The organism is Bacteroides sp. OF03-11BH (genome assembly GCF_003604005.1).
Taxonomy (GTDB): Bacteria; Bacteroidota; Bacteroidia; order Bacteroidales; family Bacteroidaceae; genus Bacteroides; species Bacteroides ovatus.
Genome location: NZ_QTMW01000007.1, coordinates 198,114 through 223,705 on the forward strand (window position 1 = coordinate 198,114; position 25,592 = coordinate 223,705).

Consider the following 25,592-nt stretch of genomic DNA (forward strand, 5'->3'; position numbering starts at 1 on the left):
CGTAAATACCATCAAATATGAAAATGCTATCTATTTTAATATGCTTTATAGGCACTTGCTTTTCCAGCTGTTCTCTTTTGGAGTTGGAGCCGACTACTTCCTGGACAGCAGAAAACACACCTAAAGAAGAGTCACACTTATACGGAATCTTATACGGAGGATACAATACACTCCAGTCGGATTTGAGTATCAATTTCCTAGCCTATGGCGAAATGAGGGGTGATGCATTTTACAACAACGCATTTAACGTGAATGCTGATAAAGTAGTGAACAATTCACTTGATAATAATATATTTTGGGCTTCATGGTATAATTACTATCGTGTTATCAAACAAGCAAATGCTGTCATTAAGTTTACTCCACAAGTACTTGAAGCAGGCGGCATAAGTGCAGAAAAAGCCGATGATGTAATGGGACAAGCTTATTGCCTACGAGCGTTCACCTATTTCTGGATTATCCGCATTTGGGGAGATGCTCCATTGGTAACAGCACCTTATTTAGACTCCAACGATAGTTTTGACCTCCCCAAAGCTGCTGTTGCCGACATTGTCGAACAAATTCACAGTGATTTAGAAAATGCATCTAACATGATTGATAAAAATTCGACTTCACGAACGACGTTCACCCAAACAGCAGCTTATGCCATCAATGCTCACGTATATGCATGGGAACATAAATATGAAGAAACAATCAATATGGCTGACAAAGTATTGACTAATACCAATTATACTTTAGCGAACTTATACGACGAAAAATATACCGGTACGACAGACGATGTCAAAAACAAAAATTTCAAAGCATTGGTACAAGCCAGCGAATATGCACAAATCTTTAATACCGGACGCAGTAAAGAATCGATTTTTGAATTGGCAAGCAATGTTGCCGATGGAGATGACCAAAAGAATCTAACAACTTATCTAGCCGGCTCATGGCCTATCTTACGCCCTCGCCCTAGATTCGGAAAAGCCATTGACGCTGAAGGAAGCACTTGGAGATCAGCTGCAATACAAGAAGTAGCCGGTAGTAAATACAAAGTCACCAAATTTACAATTGGCTTTGACTACACTGCTGACAGCCGTAACATTGTCATGCTTCGCTTGGCAGACATCATCCTGTTGAAAGCAGAGGCTATTGCCAATCAGGAAGATACAGATGAAAATCGTAAAGCAACAATGAAACTAGTAAACCAAATAAGGAAAAGAGCCGGAGGAAGTGATTACGAGATTCCCGAAGAACAGTTTCTCAATCGCGAAGAATATGACCAGGAAGGAATAAAAGAAATCGTTCTCAACGAACGTAAATATGAATTAGCTTACGAGGGCCATCGCTGGTTTGACCTAATCCGCACAGGCAAAGTATTTGAAGCCGTTAAAAATAGAGGAAACGATATCGGAGAAGACGAATCTCCTGTCATCGAATTGAGTCCTAAAGCACTAGTATGGCCGATTCATTTAGAGGAACTACGTCGCAGCAAGCTAATCGAGCAGAACGAGTATTACAAATAATTTTATCATTTAAAATATGAAAATATGAAATCGACTCATTACATACTATCAATTATAGTACTACTTTTCTCCGGTTGTAATTTAATAACCGATTATAAACTAGACACCAATCCCGATTATCTAAAAGAGGTATCTTTGATACAGTACCTTGAAGAAGGGAAAGAAAGTACACTGACAATGTATTTAGAAGCAATTAAATACGCAGGTCTGGAGGAACAAATTTCAACAGGAAACCGAACACGCATCATTCCTACTAATGATGCTATAAAAAGTGTATTATCAAGTGCCGGAGTAGAACAAATCAATCAACTTTCCAAGGGGGTCATCCGCAATCTATTTTCTTACCTGACTTTTGACGGTACTTATCGTTCTATCGATATGGAAACTGACCAAAGCGTAAAAGGAATAAGTGATTCCGGAGAACCTATTTTCTTAACTCGTAAAGAAGGAGCAAGTGACAAATTCCTACTCTATGTAAACGATAGTAAAGAAATCGACGGACAATCTATCGCTGTCATCCGGCAAGATTATCTTTTCAAGGATGGTGTAGCACATGTCGTAGGTCAATTGCCCCTATATATTAAAAAAGTAAAAGAGACAGACCCGATTCCGGATGATGTCGACCACTCGCAAGCTCCTACTTATAATTTACCTGTGACCGAAGATGCCAATGTATATCATGGCGCTGCCAATACTAACTACAACGGTTCTAATAGATTGAACTATCTTTGTAACCGCGCCTCTCGTTACAGATATACCTTTTTCAAGTTTGCATTATCAGAGGTGGATTTTATAGATAATCTTTTCTCCGCCAAGCTATGTTTTAATGTAAAAAGAATAGTTGGTTCATTCATTCCTTCATGCGCCGTTTATGCAACGTCAAATGAATGGACAGAAAAAACACTTACTTATAATAATCGTCCGGAGTTCGGACTAGAGGTCTCTATTTTCGATTTGTCAACGGCCTGGAATGAAACCGACATCACACAATACATTCAAAATGCATATAATAATTCTGAGACTGAAGTTTCTTTTGGATTAAAAGTGTTGAACGGCGAAGCAATCAGTACTTCTCAAGTAGAGATATATCCGCGAGAGACCTCTTCTACTAATTTGAATAATAGTCCTAATGCTGCCTATATCAAATTACAGGGTGCCATCGACAGTGAGCTCCAGCTAGATCATAATCAACAGATAAAGGGCAGCGCCGGCAGTATCATTACACTGACCAAAGTGCATCTGCAAATGTCTGCCGGCCCCAACGCACAGTATACATACAATGATAATAATATTATTTTTATTATAGAACACTTACCCGCCAATGGCACACTTGTACGCAACGGACTTCCTATGACCAAGTCGGCTCGATTCACACAAGCGGAACTGGCTGCCGGTATAGTAAAATACATCCATAACGGTCAAGGTACAACAGATACATTTATACTCAAAGTACAAGACTATACCGGTGGAGTATACACAGAACGAATACCTATGCAAATCACTATTCAATAATAAAGTAATCATTACATTTATAAAAATAGAAACAGAATGCCAAACTCTTGTAAACAAAAGCAATATTTCATATCGCTGACGATCCTAGCCGGAATGTTTTTTATATTCGGATTTGTATCATGGGTGAACTCCATCCTGATTCCTTATTTCCGTATCGCTTGCGAACTAACCCATTTCGAATCCTACTTCGTGGCTTTTGCTTTTTATATAGCCTATTTTGTCATGGCTATTCCTTCAGGAATCCTCCTGAAGAAAGTAGGTTTCAAACGAGGAATCATGTATGGTTTTATGTTGACGGCATTAGGAGCTTTTCTTTTTGTTCCGGCTGCTTTAGTTCGACAATTTGAAATATTCCTGATCGGCCTATTTTCTATTGGAACAGGCTTGGCTATTTTACAAACTGCCGCCAACCCCTATGTAACGATCATCGGTCCTATTGAGAGTGCCGCCCGACGAATCAGCATCATGGGAATATGCAACAAGTTTGCCGGGATTATTTCTCCACTCATTTTCGCAGCTTTAATTTTAAAAGCAGACGACAGTGAACTTTTCAGCCTCATAGAATCTGGTACATTGGATGCAATAACTAAAAGTGCCATGCTTGACGAGTTGATACAACGTGTCATTGTACCTTATGCCATACTAGGGGGACTATTAGTATTAGCAGGAATCGGAATCCGCTATTCCATATTGCCGGAGATTAATACAGATGAACAAAATGCAACCGACGAGAAAGAGAACGGGCATAACTCTAAAAAAAGTATTTTCGATTTTCCTTATCTTATACTAGGAGCTTTAGCTATTTTCTTCCATGTAGGGACACAGGTAATTGCTATAGATACCATCATCAATTACGCCAATTCAATGGGAATAGACTTGCTTGAAGCAAAAGTATTCCCCTCATATACATTAGCTTGTACTATGATTGGTTATGTATTAGGCATCCTTATAATTCCTAAATATGTCTCACAGACAAAGGCATTGATTATATGCACCATATTAGGACTGTTACTTTCATTCGGAGTTGTATTCGCTGATTTTAACGTCACTCTATTCGGACATCAAGCAAATATCTCCATCTTCCTGCTTTGTGCACTCGGCTTCCCGAATGCTTTAATTTATGCTGGGATTTGGCCTTTATCTATCCACGGGCTGGGCAAGTTCACCAAGACAGGTTCTTCACTACTAATTATGGGACTTTGCGGAAATGCCATTTTACCATTGATATACGGTTATTTTGCTGAAGTATATGATCTGCGCATTGGCTACTGGATATTAATTCCGTGTTACCTTTATCTGATATTCTTTGCAACCAAAGGCCATAAAATCAATTCCTGGAAACGAAACTATTGATAAAAAAACATACTTCATACAATGAAAAGACTTATTATTACCAACGGAAAAATCATTTTACCTACAAGCATAGAAACTGATAAGATACTGATATGTATAAATCAGAAAATCAGGCAAATTGTAGCGAGTAATGAATTCACGCCTCAACCCGATGACCAAATAATAGATGCTGCCGGTAATTACGTAGCACCAGGATTCATCGATATGCACATTCATGGCGGTGGCGGCCACGATTTCATGGATGGCACCGTAGAGGCATTTCTAGGCATAGCAGAAACTCATGCGAAATATGGAACCACTTCCATGGTTCCCACTACACTGACATGCTCTGACACTGAATTAATGAATATGTTTGCTACCTACCGGAAAGCTAAAGTCCTCAACACAAAAGGAGCAAAGTTCATCGGTTTACATTTAGAAGGACCTTACTTCTCCCCCAAACAAAGCGGAGCACAAGATCCTATATACTTGAAGAAGCCACAACCGGAAGAATATAACGCTATTCTAGAATCTTCGGAAGATATTATACGCTGGAGTGTCGCTCCCGAATTGGAGGGGGCCATTAAGATGGGACATGTTTTACAAGAGCACCACATACTGCCTTCCATTGCCCATACCGATGCAATCTATGAAGAAGTAACACAAGCATATAAAGCCGGTTATACGCATATAACCCATTTATATTCAGCTATGTCATCTGTCACACGCAGAAATGCCTTTCGCTATGCAGGAGTAGTAGAAGCTGCATACCTAATTGATGATATGACAGTGGAAATCATAGCCGACGGTATCCATCTCCCTAAACCATTACTGCAATTTGTTTATAAATTTAAAGGAGCTGACAAGATAGCTCTCTGTACTGACGCCATGCGGGGAGCAGGTATGCCTGACGGAGAATCCATATTAGGAAGTCTGGCTAACGGACAAAAAGTAATCATCGAAGACGGAGTAGCCAAAATGCCTGACCGTTCTGCATTTGCAGGAAGTGTAGCTACTACTAACCGTTTGGTCAGAACAATGGTACAACTGGCCAACGTCAGTCTCATCAATGCCATTCGTATGATGACACTTACTCCTGCCCGCATCCTCCATATCGACAAGTCAAAAGGTTCACTGGAATCCGGGAAAGATGCGGACATCGTTATTTTCGATAATCAAATTAATATCATTCACACAATATCAGAAGGCCATGTTATCTATAGTAAATGAAACTGAAACTAAAGTATTTCAACAAAATCAATTAACTGTCAAAATCTTCCCAACCGTCCAGCAAATGGGAAAAGCCGCCGCTCAAGAAGTAGCTGACAGAATATGCAATTTATTGGAAGGAAAAGCTGAAATCAATATGATATTTGCCGCAGCTCCTTCACAAGAAGAATTTCTACATCACTTGATCAGCGATCAGCGAATTAACTGGAACAGAATCAATGCTTTTCACATGGACGAATATATTGGACTGTTGCCTGATGCGCCGCAAAGTTTCGGAAACTTCCTCCGAATACGTATTTTTGATAAGGTACCTTTCAAGAATGTCTATTATTTAAACGGGCATGCTACTGATCTGGAAGAGGAATGTACACGATACACAAGCTTATTGTCACAATTCCCCACTGATATTGTCTGTTTAGGAATCGGTGAAAACGGACACATTGCTTTCAACGACCCTGATGTTGCCAATTTCAACGATCCCAAACTTATAAAGATAGTAAAACTTGATCATGTGTGCCGCCAGCAACAAGTCAATGAAAAATGTTTTGAGACACTTGAACAGGTGCCTACGGAAGCTTTAACTCTTACTATACCGGCATTATTAAAAGCCAAATGGATGTTTTGCATCGTGCCTTTCAAGAATAAGTCCCAAGCTGTCTATCGCACAATCCACGGAGATATTTCTGAAAAATGTCCGGCCAGTATATTGCGGAGAAAAGAAAAATCTTCGTTATATTTGGACACGGAAAGTGCACAGTTACTCAATTTATAACTTCTAATATTTTAATTGAAAAGAATTATGAAAAAAAAACTATGTCTACTTCTTATTTTATCAAGTTTCGTTTTGAATATTCATGCACAAAAATCTATACGAATAGGAATTATCGGTCTAGATACTTCCCATTCGGTAGCCTTTACAGATTTAATTAATGGAGATAAAAACAATGCTTTTGCCAAAGGCTTTAGAATCGTTGCGGCCTATCCGTATGGTTCAAAAACTATTGAATCCAGCGCTAAACGTATTCCAGGTTATATCAAGAAAGTAGAACAACAAGGAGTAGAGATTGTATCTTCAATCAGTGAGTTATTGGATAAAGTAGATTGTGTACTTTTAGAAACAAATGATGGCAGGCTTCATCTCGAACAAGCTATCGAAGTCTTCAAATCAGGAAAAATCTGCTATATTGATAAACCGATCGGCTCAACATTAGGCGAAGCCATTGCTATCTTCGAGATGGCAGAAAAATATAAGGTCCCTATTTTTTCTTCTTCAGCATTAAGATACTCTCCACAAAATCAGAAATTAAAAAACGGAGAATTTGGAGATATTATAGGAGCCGACTGCTACTCTCCGCATAAAGTGGAACCTACACATCCGGATTTCGGTTTTTACGGAATACATGGAATAGAGACTCTATATACGATTATGGGAACCGGCTGTGAATCAGTTAACCGAATGTCTTCAGAAAATGCAGATATTGTGGTCGGACGTTGGAAAGATGGACGAATCGGAACTTTCAGAGGAATAAAAAAAGGACCTGCCATTTATGGAGGAACAGCGTTCGGCACCAAAAAGGCTATTGAAGTAGGAGGTTATCAAGGATATAAAGTACTTCTTGAACAAATTTTGTATTTTTTCCAAACAGGAATCTCTCCTATCTCCAGAGAAGAAACAATTGAAATATTCACTTTCATGAAAGCATCCAATATGAGTAAAGAAGAGAATGGAAGAATTGTCACATTGGAAGAAGCTTACCAAAAAGGATGGAAAGACGCCCGGAAATTAATCAAAACCTATAATAAATAAGAAAATGAAATTTATATATAAAGGAATCGGGCTTATATCAGTCTTATTTATAGTTGCTTCATGTTCTTTCTCCAAGAAACAGATTATGAATAAGGCGGAAGCCAATGATTCATGTAAAATAGAAATAGTCGTTCTTGATCCAGGACATTTCCATGCCAGTCTGCTTCAGAAAGATGCATTAGCTGTTATTAATGATACTATCCGGATATACGCTCCCGAAGGAATAGGCGTCAATCAATATTTAGAAAGTATTGACTCTTACAACCATCGAGCAGAATCTCCCACCACATGGAAGAAACAGGTATATACAGGCAAAGACTATCTCCAGAAAATGCTTTCAGATCCTAAAGGTGATGTCGTAATTCTGGCTGGAAATAATCAGAAGAAGACACGATATATTATAGAATCTATCAAAGCCGGATATAATATTCTTGCAGATAAGCCACTGGCTATTAACTCACAGGACTTCCAATTATTGACAGAGGCTTATCAGCTAGCACAACAAAAGGGACTCCTTTTATATGATTTGATGACGGAGCGATATGATATTCTCAACATCATAGAAAAGGAACTCTTACATCAAACAGAATTATTTGGAGAATTACAAAAAGGCTCACCGGACAACCCTTCTGTAATAATGGAAAGCGTACATCATTTCTTTAAAAAGGTTTCCGGTAAACCGCTGGTTCGTCCTGCATGGTACTATGATATAGCACAACAAGGAGAAGGAATTGCAGATGTAACAACACATTTGATAGATCTTATCAACTGGCAATGTTTTCCAGATGAAGCAATTCATTATCAATCGGATGTCAAAGTACTTTCGGCCAAACACTGGCCAACCCCAATCACATTGGCAGAGTTCAGCCAATCGACGCAAACAGACTCTTTCCCTATTTATCTGAAACAATACATAAAAAATGATGTATTGGAAGTTATGGCAAACGGAAGTCTCGACTACACCGTCAAAGGAATTTGTATGGGAATGAAAGTCACATGGAATTATATGCCACCAGTTCATGGAGGAGATACGTTTACTTCTATCAAAAAAGGTAGCAAAGCAACTTTAAAAATCGTTCAAAATGAGAAGAATGGTTTTGTGAAAGAATTGTATATTCAGAAAAAGCCAAACATTGACAGCCATACTTTTGAGACTCAATTGCAAAAGACGATAGAACAACTTCAAGAAAGCTACCCGTTCTTATCCGTCAAAAATAAAAGTAACGGGATTTATCTTATTGATATACCACAGGAATACAGACTAAGACATGAAGAACAGTTCAGTAAAGTAGCAAAAGCTTTCCTGCATTATATACATAACAAAAATATCCCGGAATGGGAAAACGAAAATACATTAACCAAATATTACATTACTACAACTGCTGTAGAAATGGCAAAAAAAGAAAATAAATAAGACAATAGGTGTTAGAGACAAGATGTAAATATTATAAAGATGAAGCCATGTTTCATGGCTTCATTCCTCATATCATGGGGACACGATTCGATATCTTGCTTATTCATTCTGACGCAGAACGTTTAAACGGACTTTGGACTCATATCATCAATGAGCTGGAGCGTTTGGATAAGATATTGAACCGTTTTGATCCTCACAGTGAGGTTTTCGGAATTAATAAACATGCTTTGCAAAGTTATATTCAAATTAGCAAAGAACTGGAGAAAATTTTGCAACTTTGCCAATATTATTATGAAAACACCTTTCATCTATTTGACATTACATTAAAAGATTTCTCCAAAATACAAATTCACGATCATCAACGCATTTCCTTTATGTCTCCTGATATTTCACTCGATTTCGGAGGCTTTGCCAAAGGGTATGCTTTGAAGAAAATCAAAAGACTCATAGAGCAAGAGGATGTCAATCATGCGTTTGTCAATTTCGGGAATAGCTCAATTCTGGGCATGGGACACCACCCTTATGGAGACAGTTGGAAAGTGAGTTTTCTGAATCCTTATAATCAGTCTCTTTTAAATGAATTCGATCTTGAAAATACAACATTATCCACCTCCGGTAATACGATACATTATACCGGACACATTATGAATCCGATTACGGGTTTATTTAATGAACAACGAAAAGCAAGCTCTATCATATCTACAGATCCGTTAGAAGCTGAAATTCTAAGTACCGTATGGATGATTGCGAATAAAGAAGAGCAACTACTACTCACAGAGAATTTTAAAAATATACAAGCAACCATATATGACTTATAATATGAAAGAACATAAAGAAAAAGGAGTTGACTTAGGACTCAGACAATTTATAAAAAGTCTGGGATATGTTGCCGGAGGAACCGCTTTATTAGCGACCACTCCCTGGCTTACTTCCTGTACCCCTGAAAAGCTAAAAGAGATCAATCATGAAAAAGCACGAATCGCTTTAATTGGCACAGGTTCCAGAGGGCAATACCACATCCATAACCTCAAGGAAATACCTCATGCACAAATTGTAGCCGTGTGTGACAATTATGCTCCCAATCTTCAGCAAGCATTGGAGCTTTGCCCGGATGCCAAGTCCTATACAGACTACCGTAAGCTGCTGGAATCGAAAGACATTGATGGAGTCATCATATCCACACCACTAAACTGGCACGCACCTATTGTGTTGGACGCATTAGCTGCCGGCAAACATGTCTTCTGTGAAAAAGCAATGGCACGCACCCTTGACGAGTGCAAGGCTATCTATGACACTTACAACCAGTCTGAAAAAGTACTCTACTTTTGTATGCAACGAATGTATGACGAGAAGTATATCAAAGGGATGCAAATGATTCATTCCGGACTGATCGGAGATGTGGTAGGAATGCGCTGTCATTGGTTCAGAAATGCAGACTGGCGTCGTCCTGTTCCTTCACCGGAATTGGAGCGCAAAATCAATTGGAGATTATATAAAGCCAGTTCGGGCGGACTAATGACCGAACTGGCTTGTCACCAATTGGAAGTATGTAACTGGGCCGCAAAAAGAATGCCGGTAAGTATCATGGGAATGGGTGATATTGTTTACTGGAAAGACGGTCGTGAAGTATACGATAGTGTAAATGTGACTTATCGATATTCCGACGGAACCAAGATTGCCTACGAATCATTAATCGCCAACAAGTTCAACGGAATGGAAGACCAAATTCTGGGAAGTAAAGGTACGATGGATATGGCTAAAGGCATTTATTACCTGGAAGAAGACCATTCTACTTCGGGCATCCGCCAACTGATTGACCAGGTAAAAGACAAAGCTTTTGCCGCCATACCAACGGCAGGCCCCAGCTGGCGACCAGAAACGAAAATGGAATATACACCACATTTTATCATTGACGGAGAGACTCACATAAACAGTGGTTTAAGTATGATTGGAGCAGATAAAGACGGATCGGATATCATTCTATCCTCCTTCTGCCAATCATGTATCACTGGTGAGAAAGCACAGAATGTAGTAGAAGAGGCTTACTGTTCTACGGTCCTTTGCTTACTTGGAAATCAGGCAATGGATGAACAACGCCATATCCTCTTCCCCGACGAATATAAAATACCCTATATGAAATTCTAAGCCATGAAAGATATTATTATCACATCAAAAAAGCTGAAACAAGAAAGGAATATCTATCTTCTAAGTTTCCTGCTTGCATTTATCATCAATGTAATTGCAATCATTATCTATTCCCGCCCATGGATTGAAATAATATCCCAAATCGGGTATGTCATCGTGATTAGTTTTTTCATCTATCTTATATTATGGATTCCCCGAGGAATCCTGATATTCTTGAGTCACCTTTTCCGAAGAAAAAAATAAGAGATTTACGTTTTTTGAAGGAGAATTGACGGAAAAGCTCATTCACATATTCTAATAACAACCTAATTTTGGAGAAAAATAGATACTATGACAACAAGAAGAGATTTTATCAAAAAAACAGTAGCAGGTACAGCTGCACTTTCATTAGGAAGCATACTTCCAGGATTCGGTTCAAGCCGTTATCAAGATATTCTGGGAGCTAACGAAAAAATACGTATCGGAGTCATTGGAGTGAATTCGAGAGGTAAGGCCCTAGCGCAAGGATTTGCCAAACTTCCAGATTGTGAAGTAACTTACATTTGTGATGTAGACTCAAGAGCATTAGAAAAATGTCAGGCTGCTATCCACAAAATTACCGGACGTACTCCCAAAGGAGAAAAAGACATTCGTAAGATGTTAGAGTCTAACGATTTTGAAGCAGTGGTGATTGCCACCCCTGACCATTGGCATGCCAAAGCAGCCATTATGGCTATGCAGGCCGGAAAGCATGTTTATCTGGAAAAACCGACCAGTCATAATCCGGCAGAAAATGAAATGTTGGTTCGAGCCGCTTTGAAATATAACCGGATTGTTCAAGTGGGTAACCAACGCCGTTCCTTTCCCAATGTAATTAAAGCTATGGAAGAAATAAAATCCGGTTCTATCGGAAAAGTGAGATATGCCAAATCTTGGTATGTCAATAATCGCCCTTCCATTGGAACAGGGAAAGTTGTTCCTGTACCTGATTATCTGGATTGGGATTTATGGCAAGGTCCTGCCCCACGTGTTGCTGATTTCAAAGATAATTTCATCCATTATAACTGGCATTGGTTCTGGAATTGGGGAACAGGTGAAGCGCTCAACAATGGAACTCACTTTATTGATATACTCCGCTGGGGATTGGGTGTAGATTATCCTACAAAGGTTGATTCTATCGGAGGTCGGTATCGTTTTCAAGACGACTGGCAAACTCCTGACACACAACTCATCACCTTCCAATTTGGCGACGAAGCATCTTTTTCATGGGAAGGACGTAGTTGTAATACGACGCCGGTAGACGGATATGGAGTAGGAACCGCATTTTATGGAGAAACCGGAACTCTCTTCATTGGCGGTGGCAATGAATATAAAATTACAGATATAAAAGGTAAAACGATTAAAGAGGTAAAAAGTGATTTAAAATTTGAGACCGGCAATCTGTTGAATCCATCCGAAAAGCTGGATGCCTTCCACTTCCGAAACTGGTTTGATGCCATTCGTAAAGGAACAAAGCTAAATTCCGGAATTGTAGATGCCTGTATCAGTACCCAGTTAGTACAATTAGGTAACATTGCCCAACGTGTCAGACATTCATTACAGATTGATCCGGGAAGCGGACGAATTCTCAACGATTTGGAAGCCAATAAACTTTGGGGAAGAGAGTACGAAAAAGGTTGGGAAATACGGGTTTAAATCAACTTCTCATTAAATTATCAGAGATATGTCATGTATACGACATATCTCTTTCTACTATAAAATCCACCCATTATCATCACACTTCCTTCTCTTCATCTAAAGAAACCACCCTACAAAAAGAGCAAAGAAGCTCCCTAATTGTTCCTTAAAAGTACGGAGAGCCAGTTCTATATGTTTCTCGACAGTACGAATGGAAATACCAAGTTTATCTGCAATCTCCTGATTAGTCAGAGATTTAAAGCGACTAAGGCAAAACACACTCCGGCGTTTAGGTGGCATCGTGTTAATCACACTTTGTACTGCCTCTCGCAATTCACGATAGTCTGTAGTCGGTTCATCTATACTTGAAGGTCGCTCCAATGTCATCATGTCTTCCGTTAACACTACATGAGTATTGTATTTGGCCCGAAGATAATTAAAGACTTCACGTTTGGAGAGTACATAAATATAGTTTTTGATTGACATTGTTTCGTCCAGCGCCTCACGGTGTATCCAGATTTTCATAAACACATTCTGAATAATATCTTCCGCTGCCCCTGCATCTTTCAGCATACCTTTGGCAAAAGCAAAAAAAGTAGGATAATAACGATGAAACAAGGTTTCATAGCTCCCCATGTCCCCTTCTCTCAACCGCTGTAACAACAGTTGCTCTTCAGTAGCAGAAGATAAATCAGTTTTATTCATCGTTTTTTCTAAAAAAGATTCTAGTCAACAAAGCTATAAATAATATAGAAGATATACCAAGCCGTATTTAAAATCACATCATATTGTAATATGTAAGGGAGAAATAAACAGGGAGTAGCATACTTCTGGTGACAAAATTATGAAATTAATATGAAAAATTCAAGTCTTATTGAAAATAGTGATGATTTTAAAAAAAAGTTCAAATCCGATTACGTACCCCCGTTAGATGATGTGTTCTTCAATAAGCAGTATTTACAAACAGTTGTTACTCAATGCTTTGTAAACAATAAGTCTGAAATATGGTCATAATATTTAAAGGAACATTCTAAAACGAGAAGATTTAACGCTTTTATTATTTCTTAACCTATTAAGAGCCTCTATATAGGCATTTTCTTCTTTTCAAATCAATTTGATTTCGACATTCTACTTCTATTTAGCCAACTTTTTAAGCCTTCAAAAAGGTTATATTTTGTTGTGTCACTATTTGCATTTCTTGTTACCTTCTTATTCCAATGTGCACATGAGAAAGAGATAAAGCAAAAGAAAGTATATCCCCAATCTAATATTTTAGAGGGAGTGCAGTCTGCCGCTTGCCCAATTTATATTTGCAAAATGAGAGTTCCCGAAATTAAAACAAAAAAGTGTGTCATCCTTTTTTGAATTAAGGTTAGTTATTCTCGTTTCTCTTTATTCTGTAACCTACTATTTCGTCGGTCGTTTGTCTCCGTTGCCCGATGCAACACTAAGCCATGCCGATGAATGGGAAAAGGTTTTAGGGCTGTTTACTCTCCGAAGGAGGAAGAAACAGCCCTAAACGGTACGCCGCTTGACCTTTTCCCATTCCACAGAGGCAGGCTATCTTTGCATCTGACATAAGGAGTTAAATGTCTATATGGGTGATAATATAGAATTTCGTCTTTCAGGGAAGAAATAAATCCTTATCTCCATAAAGGCTCTTGTTCCCAATTGCAAGGAAAACCTAACAAACGAGTGTTTACTGAAGGATATTTTGCTAAAAGTTGCTTGAAATCAGCAATAAAAGTGTTGTCAGATGTAATGGAGTTGAGCCAATATGCCACGTAGCACAACTGTGGATATAGAGTCTGCTCTCGAAATGAAAAATTTGCAATCCATGTATTAGGCATACGTTCCGGCATTTTGGGCTTCACTGGAAAAACCCGGTTTGACAGTCTTGAATGATGAGCGCAGCAACTACGAAGTACAGCAAGACATTCCAGCCAACTTCGCAAGAACTTGTGATGATTCAAACCAAACTCTCTTGCTACAGCATGTTTTGCACTGGCATCCGAAAAATTAGAATAAAGTTTGGAAAGTGTACCCATTGAGATTACTTCCAATGTTTTCCACACAGGAGGCAGTTCTGGTTCACTATATTTGCGAAAATGCTCAATAATGAAATCATCATGAGAACGTGATACCTCTTTACGGATGACAGCTAAATTTGCAGCAAAACGTACTTCATTGGTCGAATAGCTTTCATCCATAAACCAAAATGCGCCAAATTCAAGAGCAAAGTGCTTGATTATTTTTGTGCGTACAGAAACTTCAATTGTTTGAATGGCAGTAAACAATAAAGCCCGAAGCTCCTTATCAAAAGAATATAATTTTACTATATCAGAAAAGCAACTGCCTGCTCTAAATTGGTGTGTAAAATGATCTATTTCAAAGTGTTTCCAATAACCTGCAAGACGAAAATAGCTGATGGTATCCAAAACATCAATGGCCTGTTTTATATCATCAATATGCAAACCCCTCTCTTTGAGAATTTCAATTTGCTGTTCAGTGGTTATGGCTTGATTCGTATATCTGACTCCCATAGATAAAAAAAATGTCCCGCTGGGTACGCTAATCTTACGGGAAGCGGGCGGGATTTGTTACTGCAAAAATAAAGCATAATTTTTAATCTTGCAAGCACAAGCAAAAAAAAGAACAGTTTTTTTATTATATCTTCTTCTATTTCAAACATAATCACTATTTTTGTGCGTGGATTGAGGCAACTCTTTCCAAGACATATTAGATTTAGAAAGAAGCGTTATGCTTATCTTGTAAATTGAAAACGTAGGAAATTTTCAAAAGAGATACAAGGGATAGCATAGTGGTTCTCACGCTATAGCGTGGGCTGCTATTACCATATCTGTATCTCAGGTTTCCTACGACCTTCAATTTAGAGTGTGGCATTTGCAGTTCCACGCTTCGTGGTTTAATTAAGTAGGCTCTGTGGGACTGCAAGAGTCCTGTTGTATATGATGAACAGATATGTAACTCAGCAAAGTATCTGTATGCTGAAAGAGTTGTTCGTTTGCAGAGACCATGCTAAATGGCTCGTTTTTCTTATCTTTAGTTTTTTCCTTTGTACGCAATCCTTTGCTGATTATTACCGGGTGACTGCCCCCAATGGTCTTAATGTACGGGCTTCTGCCAACAAGAACGGAGAGGTATTAGGGCAACTTTCCCAAGATAATGTGATTGATGTTATTTCCATTGAAAACGGATGGGCTAATTTCAATTATAACGGCTGGCAAGGTTATGTCAGTGCATCCTATCTGGAAGCCGTAACGGATACTGGCGCAACAGGCGCTTCTGCCAAAGAAGAATCATGGGATTTGACTTCCTGGCTGTTCGATTCCGAAGGTGAGTCTGTTTGGTTTACAGCACTGAAATGGATTTTGGTTATAGGTATAGCCATTTACCTTATTAAGATTCTCCTGCAATTCGTAGCATTGATGCTCTTTGTTGGATTGATAGTGGGTGGTATTGGATTAGTTATAGGATTTATTCTTGATTGGCTTGGATGGATAGAATCTGATACGATGTGGAATATGGCTCAATGGGGATTCAGAATAGGCAACGGAATAGGTCTTGTCATGGGCGTTTTGGGCTTTAAAGACTTGCACAAGGGTGCAACAGAATCCTGGAGCAGTTCATCGTCAAGCAGTTCAGGAGGCTTGAAAACAGTAAGTTTTACCGAATCCGGTACTGTGTATAATCTTACACAAGATTCTCCTTATAGCGAGTGCGACTACACCGATCAATTTGGCGGTAAATGGGGACGTGACAGTTCCGGATTTTACCGAAAATGAATCGGCAAGATGAATTTTGTATAACGTATTGACAACTAAATAATAAAACCGTATGAAAAAGTATTTTATTTTAAGCAGTATATTATCGACGCTGCTAATCGGGGACTGTTTGGCTGCACAAATAGCAGATGAATCAAGAGCAATAGGAAACTCACCTGTGCTGGCTGAAGTTTTTCAAAACAAGCGGGAGGTGGCTCCGGAATTTCCCGGAGGAATCAACGCATTGGTGAAATTTATTTCGGATAATCTGAAGTATCCGACTGTTTGTAAGGAACTGAAAATACAAGGCAAAGTGATGGTTAAATTTACAGTCAAGAGCGACGGTTCAATCGGAAATGTCCGAATTACCAAGTCGGTCGATACAAACCTGGATAAAGAGGCTGTTCGATTGGTCAAGTCCATGCCTCGCTGGACTCCCGGCACACAGGACGGTAAACCTGTGAATGTGGAATTTACGTTACCTATCACTTTTAAATTATAGCAGTATGAAAACTGACAAGGGAATATTGTCCACATACCGCATCGTACTGGTATTGGGTGTTTGGAGTCTGGTGATGACTTCATGCGGAAATGAGAACAAATCCATTTCTGAGCCGCTGTCTTTGGATGAGCGGAATGAATTGATAAAGAAAGATATTGAATACGGTATGGTCTTCTCCATGCTTGACGCATTGGAAAAACGTCATTCCCCACTGACTGCTTCTGAAAAAGCCACTATGGATGATTTAAGTTACAAGCGTCTGAAAGACTTTCTTTCTGTGTGTTTAAATACTACGGAATTGGATAAGCAAGAAGAACGATATGGAGCAGAATGGGAAAGAAAATATGGCTCTGTCAACGCAAAGGTTGATTCAATAGATCATCATTGGCAACATTTTTTAGAAGATTATCAGACCGACAACTACCTGAAAATTGAGCTGGTTGATATTTTGGACAAGTCAAATGTTTTTCTGGGGTATGTCAAAGTGCGGTTACGCCTGATACCTTTAAAAGGGAAAGTAGATAAGGTCGAGGCATACTACGGACTTCAAGGCAGTATGATGGGACGTAATCAGTTGACAGTGGACAAACCGTTCTCTTCCCCTATCGAAGTGGACAATTCGATGAGTTTCAATTATGCTTTTGATATTAAAGCATCCAAAGTGAATGACCTGCCAATAAAAGAATTACTTGATGAATATGGTCTTAAAACCAACATTACCCAATTGACGGTAAATGGACATAAGATAGACTATATAGATGGATATAACCAGGTCCCTGATTGTGTGCGTGAGATGTGGAAATACCGCATGAAATACGAAAATGAATGGGAAGGGTCTTACTCCAAGGAGTCCAGTTACAATCGCATTGCCAAGGAACTGATTAACCCTTCCATGCCTGCTAAAGATGATTATGTAAAAGACTGTATCAGGAAAGATGCTTATAATGAGGATGAACTGGCAGCCACATTTTATTACGAAATCATGATTTAGGCATTTCTTTGAATTATAACTTTAAACATATATACTGATGAAACGATTATCTATTTTCTTGTGTTTGATTACCTTAGCGGTAGTCTTTATGGGACATAAAGTCCTTGCACAAACAAGTTTTTCTATTCCTCCTAAGAGCTATCCGGTCAATGTTCCGTTTAAATGCGATGCCGGTGTGGACCGGTATTGGCATGTGACTAGTATCATTTGTACAGGACAGGCAAATGGAGGTTATAAGTTTCAGATAAAAGGTATGGCTCAGAAAACCAGCAGGAGCCAACCGATAGACCTGTTTTACCTAATGCCGGGCAACCGGATAAAAACGGCTGGAACCTATTATTTTCCTCGTATTGAAGAAGGGAAGCCGTTCAGCTTTGAGGTTGTTTCGGCTTTTTCCGGCTATGCTCCAGCCCAGTTCAATGGATTTTTTATTTCTAGTGAGGTACTGCAAAGACTTTTACAGCAAGAACTGAGAGAGCCGAAAGAAGCAGGTAAAAATGCTTCCGAAAGAAGATTTGGCATGCCAAAGGCCACATCGAACGAAGAACCACAGCAGAAGCCTGTACAGCCAAAAGTCAGCCCTAACAAAATATATAAGAGTAGTGAGGTGGACCAGAAACCTGAATATCCCGGTGGAGCCGGGGCTTTACAGTCCGATATTGCCCGAAGTATCCGCTATCCTATGGTGTGCAAACAGCAAAAGATTCAAGGCAACGTGCTTGTTTCTTTTATAGTGGAGAAAGACGGTTCGGTTTCAGATGTGACGGCAGTGAAAAAGGTTCATGCCAATCTTAACACCGAGGCTATACGAGTGGTGAAATCCTTGAAGAAATGGACACCCGGCACCAAAGATGGACAGCCTGTACGGGTGCAATCGGCAGTTTATGTTACTTTTAGTCTATAAACCCAGAAAGCCAACCTATGAAAACATTACAATTCATTCAATCTATCAGTCTGTCCTGCTTGCTGGCCATAGGAGCGGCAAGCTGTAACAGCAGCGAAAACAGTCAGCCTTATACGCCTTTGCAGGTGTATTTCGAACCAATCAGAATGGATATGAATGTAGAACATCTGATGCCTTATTTCGTAAACTATCCTACGGATTGGGCAAAGATGGGACTGCGTAATTATCCGAAGTTGATAACCTACGAATACCATGATGCAGCATGGGGCGTAACAAGTAGCTCGCAATACGAGTTTTTGCCAAACGGTCGTTTGGCTGAGCAGCGGCGTACTTCCTTCAATGTAGGAGCAACCGGATTTGACGTGATTTCGTATGAATACGACAATCATTCTAACCTAATTCAAATCAAATCAGTAGATGACGGGCGTTACAAACGCCGAAAAAAAGATGACGGTTTTACCTACAATAGTATCGGCCGGCTAATACGTCGTGACAAGAACGGACGGGGACATTACGATACGGCTACTTTTTTGTATGCTTATCATGCCAATGGAGCTTTGCAGTCCATCCTGCCTGAAAATAAGGATGGTACGGTCAACGAAGCTGGTGTAACGATTCATAAAATGCAGTTCGATTCACTTGCTCACTTGGAGTCCTTCGAGACTCCCAATACCTCAAATATGTTTCTAAAAGGCATCAACAGTTACAAACTGGGACAATCGGTGACAAGCTATGCTTACGCAGGGCATCTCTGCACGCAAGCTGTAGAAAACATTCCTGTTAAATTTGATCAAGGTACGGAAACATTGACTTGCACCAGCAATTTTACTTATAATTCGCACGGCGATTTGGCTACCTGGACTTATAATGGAGGTGTATATAAGAACAAAGGAAATAGCTGGAGAGTGGATGATATGAAGTTTACCATTTCCTATGAATATGTGTATGATGAGAAAGGGAACTGGACGCAAGCCACCGTTACTTTCCCTGCTAACATAGATGATATTCCAGCCTTGCGTACCTATTATAAAGCTTTTAAAAACGGATTTACTTCTAATCAAGACCGTTCTTCTGCGGTCAAGCCGGGCGAAACTCCCAGCCTGACAATCTCGCGAAGCATTGATTATTGGGATGAAAAGACGGTGGCTTCCGAAAAAGAAAATAAGAAAAATAAAGAATCTGCCGTAATGGGTCATTTGCGCTATAAAGGTACGGATATTTACGGTTTGTTCGGCAAGGTAAAATCGGTGAAAATCCATGAGGAATCATACGAATTCGACCAGGTCGGCAACCTTGTTGCTATGCAGGATGAATTTGGCGACAGAGCAACCTATCAATACGTTACAGCCGCTTCCTACAAGGTCGAGGGTTGGGAAGATCATTTGGTAAGCATTGAATCCAAAGACGGTCTTCGGACAGATATTTGTCCGGATGCAAATACCAATGCAGAACTTGATCAAATTTACACGTTTGATAAAAGCAATAGAATCACCAGTCATAAGTTTTCTTCGCATATGGCTTACATTACCCGGATATACACTTATGTGGGTGACAGCAAATACCCGGCAACAATGGTACAAAAACATCCGGAGGATGGAACAGCCACATATCGTTATACTTATACCAAATTCGATAAGCACAAGAACTGGACAGAAAGGAAAGTCTGCTGCACTATCGAATATGACGACTATGACGAAAACATGAACTATATCGGCAAAAAGCAAACATTCCCCAAAGAATACATTGAGAATAGAACCGTTGAATATTGGTAAACGTACATTGACTTAGGGTTAACACTATTCCTTATCTAAGATTAGTAATACAACAGTTTATGCTCCTTATCTGACAAGAGAATCTGTTATCTACGTTATTGGCTAATGGATTCTCTTGTTTTTTAGGTCTGATTAGAATTACAAGGTAAAGTAAAGAACTAAATATGAACACCAGGTAGCGATTTGATGTTTTTAAGCATGGTAATCAGAAAAATATGAATCAAGATGATTACGTTTCTGTCCTTTTTATTACTTTTGAAAATACATCAATCAATTTGACCTTATGGATAAGACGGTGAAAGAAATTACTTTGGACTATGCTATAGAAATTGCAAGTCTTACAGAAATCAATAGTGAGCCACTCTATGATGAAATAACCTGTCAAAAATGGAGTGCTCATTACTTCTATGATGAAAGACGTTACCGGAATATTATTATTGATGTCGTTGAGCTTCCGCATAGCAATGCACCAGAAGTTCTCCCGACGTATAAACTATTCAATCAGCTCAACTCCATATTCCGGCATTTGCATTTATGTATTGACAATTATGGCTACCTTTCTTCTGTTGTCAATATAAAAGAAATCCAAGATAAATGGGAAAATGTAAGAAATGGACTTCTTTCTGAATACGAAGGAATCAAGCAGGTCAAAAAAATGATAGAAAAACTGGATTACGCTTATTATGCCTGTGAAGGTACGCTAATGCAATCTCTTCTACACCTCATATTTTTGGTTCGCTATAGAGAAGAAAACAAATTCGAGATAGAACTTCCTTCCGTTTTAAACGAGGGAGAACTTATAGATATTGACTTGCAGAAAACGGTTTCAGAAAGAGACAGGCAACATTATTGCGGCAAAGGATATGTTCATCATCAGTCTGCGATGAAGAAAGCCTACGACAAACAAATCAAACCCTTGACACAAAGTGAATTTGACTATGATTTTACCATTGACATAGAATACATATTCAATTCTGAACACAGAGTTCAGAAAATAGAGGCTTGTATAAAGGAGCAGTCAAGCGACAGATTCGTTCACAAAAAGACTGTAACTTTCAGTTTAATTCCAAAAGAATAGATTATGGCACGTAAATTTTTAATCGACGGTAACTGGCTTATTTGTTCGGAAGGGACTTGTATGCAGCGTATGCTGGTAAAGAGCCAAAAAACGGTTTATGCACATGGAAAACTTGTGGCAACCATGAATGACCGGATGGATAACAATTTCTATTGTTTGAAGATGGTTTCCGCAGGAGCTATGGTAGGTGCTATTGTTGGAGCTGCCGCTGCTGCCGGAGCTGTTTTTACGGGAGGAGCTGCCATAGGGGGTATTATAGCTGCTGTAGGGACAAGTGCCCTGACCGGTTCTATTAGCGGAAAGCTACTCTCATTGATGCCATGTATATGCGCCTGTCTGACCAAGCCGGGCAAATGGACAAGCGTAAAGAACAGTGTGTTAATCCAAAACCAAATGGCTCTGATGCCTGATGCCAAACTGAATTGTCTTTTGGGCGGCATGGTATCTATTGTTCTGCCTAAGATTCAATTAGCAATCGACTGTCTAATGATTAGTGATTTCTGTTATAAAAAAAAGGATAGTAATGCTGAATTACCCGAGGGATGGAAAGAAGCTACAGAGGATATAAAAATAGAAGAAGGTTGTTGGGAAAATGAATCCGGATTTAAGGCGAGTCTGTATTACAATGAAAAAGAAAACCTTTATATACTGGCTTTTGCAGGCACTGAGAATTTAAAGGATTGGATTACTGATATTCGGCAAGGAATTGGATTGGATGATAAAAAAAGAGGACAATATCGTAAAGCGATAGAATTAGCCGATAAGGTACAAGAGTATGCAGGACAAAAGAATTTGATTATTACGGGACATTCTTTAGGAGGTGGGCTTGCTTCTATTGCTTCTGTTGCTACAGGATGCAATGCTTATACCTTTAATGCAGCAGGACTTCATCCTAAAACATTGAAAGATCAAGAACTGAGTCCAAATAGCATGGGGCAAATACAGGCATATTACTCAACAGACGACCCTTTAAATATGATACAAAATAACCGAAGTATTTTAGGTCCTCTATTAGTAAGTAGTGGCAATGCCTTTCTTGCCTATTTAGGTAGTGGGCTGATGTTAGGTGATAATTTGCCACAAGTAGCAGGAGAAAAAATTGGGCTTGAAACCAATTCCAATATAATTGATGGTCATTTTCTAAAAGAATCTAATCTGTTGAATACCCTTAAGAGCGAAAAGGAAAACAATCCTGATGTGTTAGTGGTTACAAGTGACTTTTAAACAAAGATTTATGAAATCCTTGATAATATATTGTATTTTCTTTATGTTTACAAGTTGTAATATGAACAAGTCTAAATATATGCCGGAAAAATATTTTTCAAGAGGCGCAGAATTATCTATGGCAGAAAATATCTACTATGGAAATAAAAGTGAGATAAAAGAAATGGTTAACAATGGTAGAGTTGATATAAATACCCCCGGGAAATATGGATTTACCTACCTTATGTATGCCATATATATACAAAAGTATGATATGGCAAAACTCTTACTAAAATTAGGGGCAGACCCCAATCTTTTATCCTTTGTAAATCATCCGGTTAAAGGGAATAACCCCGATTATATTCAACGAGAAGAGGGTACATTTAGGTTAATGCCGCTTTCCTTTGTTTGTGGTCATCCTGATTGGGATATAAAATATATAAAGTTGTTAATAGAGTACGGTGCTGATGTAAACGCTACTATCCCATTTACCCCGATTCACGAACTTATTGTTGGTGGAGCAGGCGATATGGAGCGAATCAAATATTTGATGAAGCATGGTTTAGATTTAAATGTCCCCGATAATTTAGGAGATACACCTATCATTACAGCAGCTATTGTTAGAGACCTTGATTTGGTCGAGTATTTTTTGGACTATGGAGCAAACCCTAAGCAAATAAATAAAGATGGAGTTAGTTTGGGCTATAAATTACAGCAACAAATAGAACGTAAATTAGGAACTCCAGAGTATTTAACACATGCGGAAGAAATAATAGAACGTTTGAAAAAAATGGGCATTAAATTTCCAGTAACTAAAAGCAAAAGGGTTGAAGAAGATAGTACATCCATTTCAAACGATAACAATATGAATCAAGGTAAAACAGACGAAAACAAAACAGAATGGAAGTGGATGTAAATCACGAAATATAACCTCCACTTATATACAACATAAGAGTGGTAATCTCATAAAAGAGAACCAGAGTGCCCCTAAGAAAGAGCAATTTGGTTCTCTTTTTGTTGGCAAAGGGAGGAACTATAAGTTAATGTTACCTTCTCATTGAGCGTCCCAATTTTTGTTGCTGGTCATAATTTCCCTCCACCACATTACTAACCTCCCGTCTGGCTTTGATTTGCTCCCGGTTATCAAACCCGCCCTTTTGCTTGGCTGTAAAATACAGGAAATCACCTGCCGCCCGGTGTGATTGTCTGTCCTCCCCGAACAGATTAAGGGCACCCTTGATGTCCGCTACCTGCTCCGTATCAAAACGTGGCTTGTAATAATCCCTTGCCAAACGGATAATACCGTGTACCGCCTTACGAAAAATCTCGCTTGTCTTGAGCAAAAGGAAGCCGAGACTCTCAATAATCAGATTCTGCCATGCAATCCGGTTTTTAAGTTTCATAGTTTCCTCTGAATGCACGGCATCCCTGCGGCTTAATTCAGACTGATGTTCAGATTTCAACTTCATCAATTCACGGTGGTGGCTGTTCTGCATGGTCCGGATTGTGCCTTGTAACTGCCCGATGGTTTCCTCATGTGTGGAAATCTCATGACGCAAATCCTCTATTTCGCCTTTTAGAGCCTTTGACCTGCCTGTAGCCCAGCCGACAGCGGCATTGAGCAGTTCACTGCCTTTCTCCTTATTCAGCCTGGAACGTTTCTCGCTGATAGCTCTGTCAAGCTCTTCATTCTGCCGTTCCTTTTGAATAGCTATTTCATTTAGGGTGTTGGTGATTATTTCAGCCTCGTGCATCTTTTGGTTGGCTTTTTCCAGTTGATGCTCCCGATACTGCCTCGTAGCGTCAAGACGCTTCATCTCCTCTTTCTGCTTCTCAATGATGAAGTCATTACGCTCCAGATGTTTCTTTCCCGTAACGGCTTTTGATTGTCCCCGCTCCATTGAGAGAATATCGGATGCCAGGTTTTGCATCGTTGTCATATCGTCATCATTGAGTTTTATGCTCTTGCCTGTATCGTGGTTCATCCAGTCGAATACAATGTGCGCATGGTAATTCGGCTTGAACCATCTGTCACCCACCTTGAAACTCTCCCTATCCTCCGGCGATGGTTGTCCGGACAGCCAATGTCCCTCGTCCTTGTGCAGATAAATCTGGAGCGGTGTGATACCCCAGCGTCTTTGGCACTCATTACCAAATTCACGCACGTCCGCCAGTGTCGTGTCCGGTCGGATGAGCATCACTCCTTCACGTATGGGAGAGCATCCTGCCACCTTGATGATTTTGCCGTTCTTGCCTTTACGCTCACGTTCTTTCTCCTGCATGGCACGGCCGGTCTTCTCCTTTACCATCCGCTTTATGTTGTCGTAGTGCTTTTGCAGATCGGGGCTGCCGAAGTTCCGGTTTACCCACTGCTCGTTACCGGCGGAGAGTTCGGGAACGATATAAATTCTGGACTTGGCAATATTGCGCATGTACTCGCGTGTCCTCCGGTTATGAGGCATGCTGGAAGCAACATTGCAAGGCTTGATATGTATGCTTGATTTTGTAGCCATTTTCTTGAAAATTGATTGGGGTTGTTGAATAATGTTGATTGCTTCTGTCCGCTTATAACCGCATGGGGTTCTTAGGGGTGTTACCCATAAGCGGAGTTTCCAAAGAGAGGGTCACTCTTTGGTCAGGTTGCATAGGGCTGACAGCCCTTACCGGGTTCTCAGGGCAGCGTCCTGAGTGGGACGGGGCAACGCCCAGCCCCTCGGGAGAGCCCACAACTACGAAAGCGGAGCGTGTAGTTATAG

General features: G+C 39.6%; 23 protein-coding genes. 19 read left to right on the forward strand and 4 right to left on the reverse strand.

Annotation, left to right across the window (positions count from 1 at the left end; translation table 11 throughout):
* Window positions 1-17: 17 nt before the first annotated feature.
* From DXA54_RS07760 to DXA54_RS07810, 11 genes are all read left to right on the forward strand, one after another.
* Window positions 18-1,505 carry a RagB/SusD family nutrient uptake outer membrane protein gene (locus tag DXA54_RS07760; RefSeq protein WP_055235185.1) on the forward strand — a complete coding sequence of 496 codons (1,488 nt, stop codon included), beginning with the start codon at window positions 18-20 and terminating at the stop codon, window positions 1,503-1,505.
* 24 nt (window positions 1,506-1,529) lie between these two features.
* Window positions 1,530-3,017 carry a DNRLRE domain-containing protein gene (locus DXA54_RS07765; RefSeq protein ID WP_118418508.1) on the forward strand — a complete coding sequence of 496 codons (1,488 nt, stop codon included), beginning with the start codon at window positions 1,530-1,532 and terminating at the stop codon, window positions 3,015-3,017.
* A gap of 36 nt (window positions 3,018-3,053) precedes the next feature.
* A complete protein-coding gene (locus tag DXA54_RS07770; RefSeq protein WP_055235181.1) occupies window positions 3,054-4,370 on the forward strand; it encodes a sugar MFS transporter in 1,317 nt (438 codons plus the stop codon).
* Between the two features lie 21 nt (window positions 4,371-4,391).
* Window positions 4,392-5,579 (forward strand): N-acetylglucosamine-6-phosphate deacetylase, encoded by a 1,188-nt coding sequence (gene nagA / locus DXA54_RS07775; RefSeq protein ID WP_055235178.1) that lies wholly within the window; start codon window positions 4,392-4,394, stop codon window positions 5,577-5,579.
* Window positions 5,560-6,351, forward strand: coding sequence for a glucosamine-6-phosphate deaminase (locus DXA54_RS07780; RefSeq protein WP_055235176.1), 792 nt, complete (start codon window positions 5,560-5,562; stop codon window positions 6,349-6,351). Before nagA ends, DXA54_RS07780 begins: the two co-directional genes overlap by 20 nt.
* A gap of 27 nt (window positions 6,352-6,378) precedes the next feature.
* Window positions 6,379-7,386 (forward strand): Gfo/Idh/MocA family protein, encoded by a 1,008-nt coding sequence (locus tag DXA54_RS07785; RefSeq protein ID WP_120079161.1) that lies wholly within the window; start codon window positions 6,379-6,381, stop codon window positions 7,384-7,386.
* Window positions 7,387-7,390: 4 nt separating this feature from the next.
* On the forward strand, window positions 7,391-8,800 hold the full coding sequence (locus DXA54_RS07790; RefSeq protein WP_118418506.1) for a putative oxidoreductase C-terminal domain-containing protein: 1,410 nt from the start codon (window positions 7,391-7,393) through the stop codon (window positions 8,798-8,800).
* 47 nt (window positions 8,801-8,847) lie between these two features.
* Window positions 8,848-9,618, forward strand: coding sequence for an FAD:protein FMN transferase (locus tag DXA54_RS07795; protein ID WP_055235278.1), 771 nt, complete (start codon window positions 8,848-8,850; stop codon window positions 9,616-9,618).
* 1 nt (window position 9,619) lies between these two features.
* Window positions 9,620-10,945, forward strand: a complete 1,326-nt coding sequence (locus tag DXA54_RS07800) for a Gfo/Idh/MocA family protein (RefSeq protein WP_120079168.1) — start codon at window positions 9,620-9,622, stop codon at window positions 10,943-10,945.
* A 3-nt stretch (window positions 10,946-10,948) separates the two neighbouring features.
* Window positions 10,949-11,188, forward strand: coding sequence for a hypothetical protein (locus tag DXA54_RS28495; protein ID WP_004322279.1), 240 nt, complete (start codon window positions 10,949-10,951; stop codon window positions 11,186-11,188).
* An 87-nt stretch (window positions 11,189-11,275) separates the two neighbouring features.
* The gene (locus DXA54_RS07810) at window positions 11,276-12,619 is read left to right on the forward strand and encodes a Gfo/Idh/MocA family oxidoreductase (RefSeq protein WP_120079162.1); all 1,344 of its coding nucleotides are present in this window, start codon (window positions 11,276-11,278) and stop codon (window positions 12,617-12,619) included.
* 99 nt (window positions 12,620-12,718) lie between these two features.
* Here DXA54_RS07810 and DXA54_RS07815 read toward each other — a convergent pair whose 3' ends face one another.
* Window positions 12,719-13,306, reverse strand: coding sequence for an RNA polymerase sigma-70 factor (locus DXA54_RS07815; RefSeq protein WP_008998019.1), 588 nt, complete (start codon window positions 13,304-13,306; stop codon window positions 12,719-12,721).
* Between the two features lie 938 nt (window positions 13,307-14,244).
* Window positions 14,245-15,144 carry an Abi family protein gene (locus DXA54_RS07820; RefSeq protein WP_120079163.1) on the reverse strand — a complete coding sequence of 300 codons (900 nt, stop codon included), beginning with the start codon at window positions 15,142-15,144 and terminating at the stop codon, window positions 14,245-14,247.
* Between the two features lie 426 nt (window positions 15,145-15,570).
* Here DXA54_RS07820 and DXA54_RS07830 point away from each other — a divergent pair, with 426 nt between their 5' ends.
* The 8 genes from DXA54_RS07830 to DXA54_RS07865 all read left to right on the forward strand — a co-directional run bounded on the left by DXA54_RS07830 (window position 15,571) and on the right by DXA54_RS07865 (window position 23,752).
* Complete coding sequence (locus DXA54_RS07830) at window positions 15,571-16,407, forward strand: SH3 domain-containing protein (RefSeq protein WP_117892624.1); 837 nt, start codon at window positions 15,571-15,573, stop codon at window positions 16,405-16,407.
* 52 nt (window positions 16,408-16,459) lie between these two features.
* Entirely contained in the window at window positions 16,460-16,888 is a 429-nt protein-coding gene (locus DXA54_RS07835) for an energy transducer TonB (RefSeq protein ID WP_117892627.1), read from the forward strand.
* 4 nt (window positions 16,889-16,892) lie between these two features.
* Entirely contained in the window at window positions 16,893-17,879 is a 987-nt protein-coding gene (locus DXA54_RS07840; RefSeq protein ID WP_117892630.1) for a hypothetical protein, read from the forward strand.
* Between the two features lie 37 nt (window positions 17,880-17,916).
* Window positions 17,917-18,783: an energy transducer TonB gene (locus DXA54_RS07845; protein WP_117892633.1), complete on the forward strand. Its 867-nt coding sequence runs from the start codon at window positions 17,917-17,919 to the stop codon at window positions 18,781-18,783.
* A gap of 17 nt (window positions 18,784-18,800) precedes the next feature.
* The gene (locus DXA54_RS07850; RefSeq protein WP_117892636.1) at window positions 18,801-20,555 is read left to right on the forward strand and encodes a hypothetical protein; all 1,755 of its coding nucleotides are present in this window, start codon (window positions 18,801-18,803) and stop codon (window positions 20,553-20,555) included.
* Window positions 20,556-20,850: 295 nt separating this feature from the next.
* A complete protein-coding gene (locus DXA54_RS07855) occupies window positions 20,851-21,633 on the forward strand; it encodes a hypothetical protein (RefSeq protein ID WP_133304687.1) in 783 nt (260 codons plus the stop codon).
* 3 nt (window positions 21,634-21,636) lie between these two features.
* A complete protein-coding gene (locus DXA54_RS07860) occupies window positions 21,637-22,857 on the forward strand; it encodes a PAAR-like protein (protein WP_117892639.1) in 1,221 nt (406 codons plus the stop codon).
* A gap of 61 nt (window positions 22,858-22,918) precedes the next feature.
* Window positions 22,919-23,752, forward strand: a complete 834-nt coding sequence (locus DXA54_RS07865; protein WP_158595295.1) for an ankyrin repeat domain-containing protein — start codon at window positions 22,919-22,921, stop codon at window positions 23,750-23,752.
* Window positions 23,753-23,882: 130 nt separating this feature from the next.
* On the opposite strand, the gene DXA54_RS07870 is transcribed toward DXA54_RS07865, so the two are convergent.
* Together DXA54_RS07870 and DXA54_RS28385 are read right to left on the reverse strand one after the other, a co-directional pair.
* Entirely contained in the window at window positions 23,883-25,349 is a 1,467-nt protein-coding gene (locus tag DXA54_RS07870) for a mobilization protein (protein WP_117892645.1), read from the reverse strand.
* A 52-nt stretch (window positions 25,350-25,401) separates the two neighbouring features.
* Window positions 25,402-25,592 (reverse strand): hypothetical protein (locus tag DXA54_RS28385; RefSeq protein ID WP_207903495.1); only part of this gene is annotated, 191 nt, incomplete at its 5' end.

What these genes read in the sequence shown, in the direction of transcription:
- DXA54_RS07845 (WP_117892633.1), top strand. Translation starts at nt 17,917, where the DNA reads ATGAAACGATTATCTATTTTCTTGTGTTTGATTACCTTAGCGGTAGTC.
- DXA54_RS07820 (WP_120079163.1), bottom strand. Translation starts at nt 15,144, where the DNA reads ATGGGAGTCAGATATACGAATCAAGCCATAACCACTGAACAGCAAATT.
- DXA54_RS07795 (WP_055235278.1), top strand. Translation starts at nt 8,848, where the DNA reads ATGTTTCATGGCTTCATTCCTCATATCATGGGGACACGATTCGATATC.
- DXA54_RS07865 (WP_158595295.1), top strand. Translation starts at nt 22,919, where the DNA reads ATGAACAAGTCTAAATATATGCCGGAAAAATATTTTTCAAGAGGCGCA.
- DXA54_RS07765 (WP_118418508.1), top strand. Translation starts at nt 1,530, where the DNA reads ATGAAATCGACTCATTACATACTATCAATTATAGTACTACTTTTCTCC.
- DXA54_RS07780 (WP_055235176.1), top strand. Translation starts at nt 5,560, where the DNA reads ATGTTATCTATAGTAAATGAAACTGAAACTAAAGTATTTCAACAAAAT.
- DXA54_RS07800 (WP_120079168.1), top strand. Translation starts at nt 9,620, where the DNA reads ATGAAAGAACATAAAGAAAAAGGAGTTGACTTAGGACTCAGACAATTT.
- DXA54_RS07810 (WP_120079162.1), top strand. Translation starts at nt 11,276, where the DNA reads ATGACAACAAGAAGAGATTTTATCAAAAAAACAGTAGCAGGTACAGCT.
- DXA54_RS07760 (WP_055235185.1), top strand. Translation starts at nt 18, where the DNA reads ATGAAAATGCTATCTATTTTAATATGCTTTATAGGCACTTGCTTTTCC.
- DXA54_RS07870 (WP_117892645.1), bottom strand. Translation starts at nt 25,349, where the DNA reads ATGGCTACAAAATCAAGCATACATATCAAGCCTTGCAATGTTGCTTCC.
- DXA54_RS07815 (WP_008998019.1), bottom strand. Translation starts at nt 13,306, where the DNA reads ATGAATAAAACTGATTTATCTTCTGCTACTGAAGAGCAACTGTTGTTA.
- nagA (WP_055235178.1), top strand. Translation starts at nt 4,392, where the DNA reads ATGAAAAGACTTATTATTACCAACGGAAAAATCATTTTACCTACAAGC.
- DXA54_RS07830 (WP_117892624.1), top strand. Translation starts at nt 15,571, where the DNA reads ATGATGAACAGATATGTAACTCAGCAAAGTATCTGTATGCTGAAAGAG.
- DXA54_RS07860 (WP_117892639.1), top strand. Translation starts at nt 21,637, where the DNA reads ATGGCACGTAAATTTTTAATCGACGGTAACTGGCTTATTTGTTCGGAA.
- DXA54_RS07770 (WP_055235181.1), top strand. Translation starts at nt 3,054, where the DNA reads ATGCCAAACTCTTGTAAACAAAAGCAATATTTCATATCGCTGACGATC.
- DXA54_RS07840 (WP_117892630.1), top strand. Translation starts at nt 16,893, where the DNA reads ATGAAAACTGACAAGGGAATATTGTCCACATACCGCATCGTACTGGTA.
- DXA54_RS07790 (WP_118418506.1), top strand. Translation starts at nt 7,391, where the DNA reads ATGAAATTTATATATAAAGGAATCGGGCTTATATCAGTCTTATTTATA.
- DXA54_RS07850 (WP_117892636.1), top strand. Translation starts at nt 18,801, where the DNA reads ATGAAAACATTACAATTCATTCAATCTATCAGTCTGTCCTGCTTGCTG.
- DXA54_RS07835 (WP_117892627.1), top strand. Translation starts at nt 16,460, where the DNA reads ATGAAAAAGTATTTTATTTTAAGCAGTATATTATCGACGCTGCTAATC.
- DXA54_RS28495 (WP_004322279.1), top strand. Translation starts at nt 10,949, where the DNA reads ATGAAAGATATTATTATCACATCAAAAAAGCTGAAACAAGAAAGGAAT.
- DXA54_RS07785 (WP_120079161.1), top strand. Translation starts at nt 6,379, where the DNA reads ATGAAAAAAAAACTATGTCTACTTCTTATTTTATCAAGTTTCGTTTTG.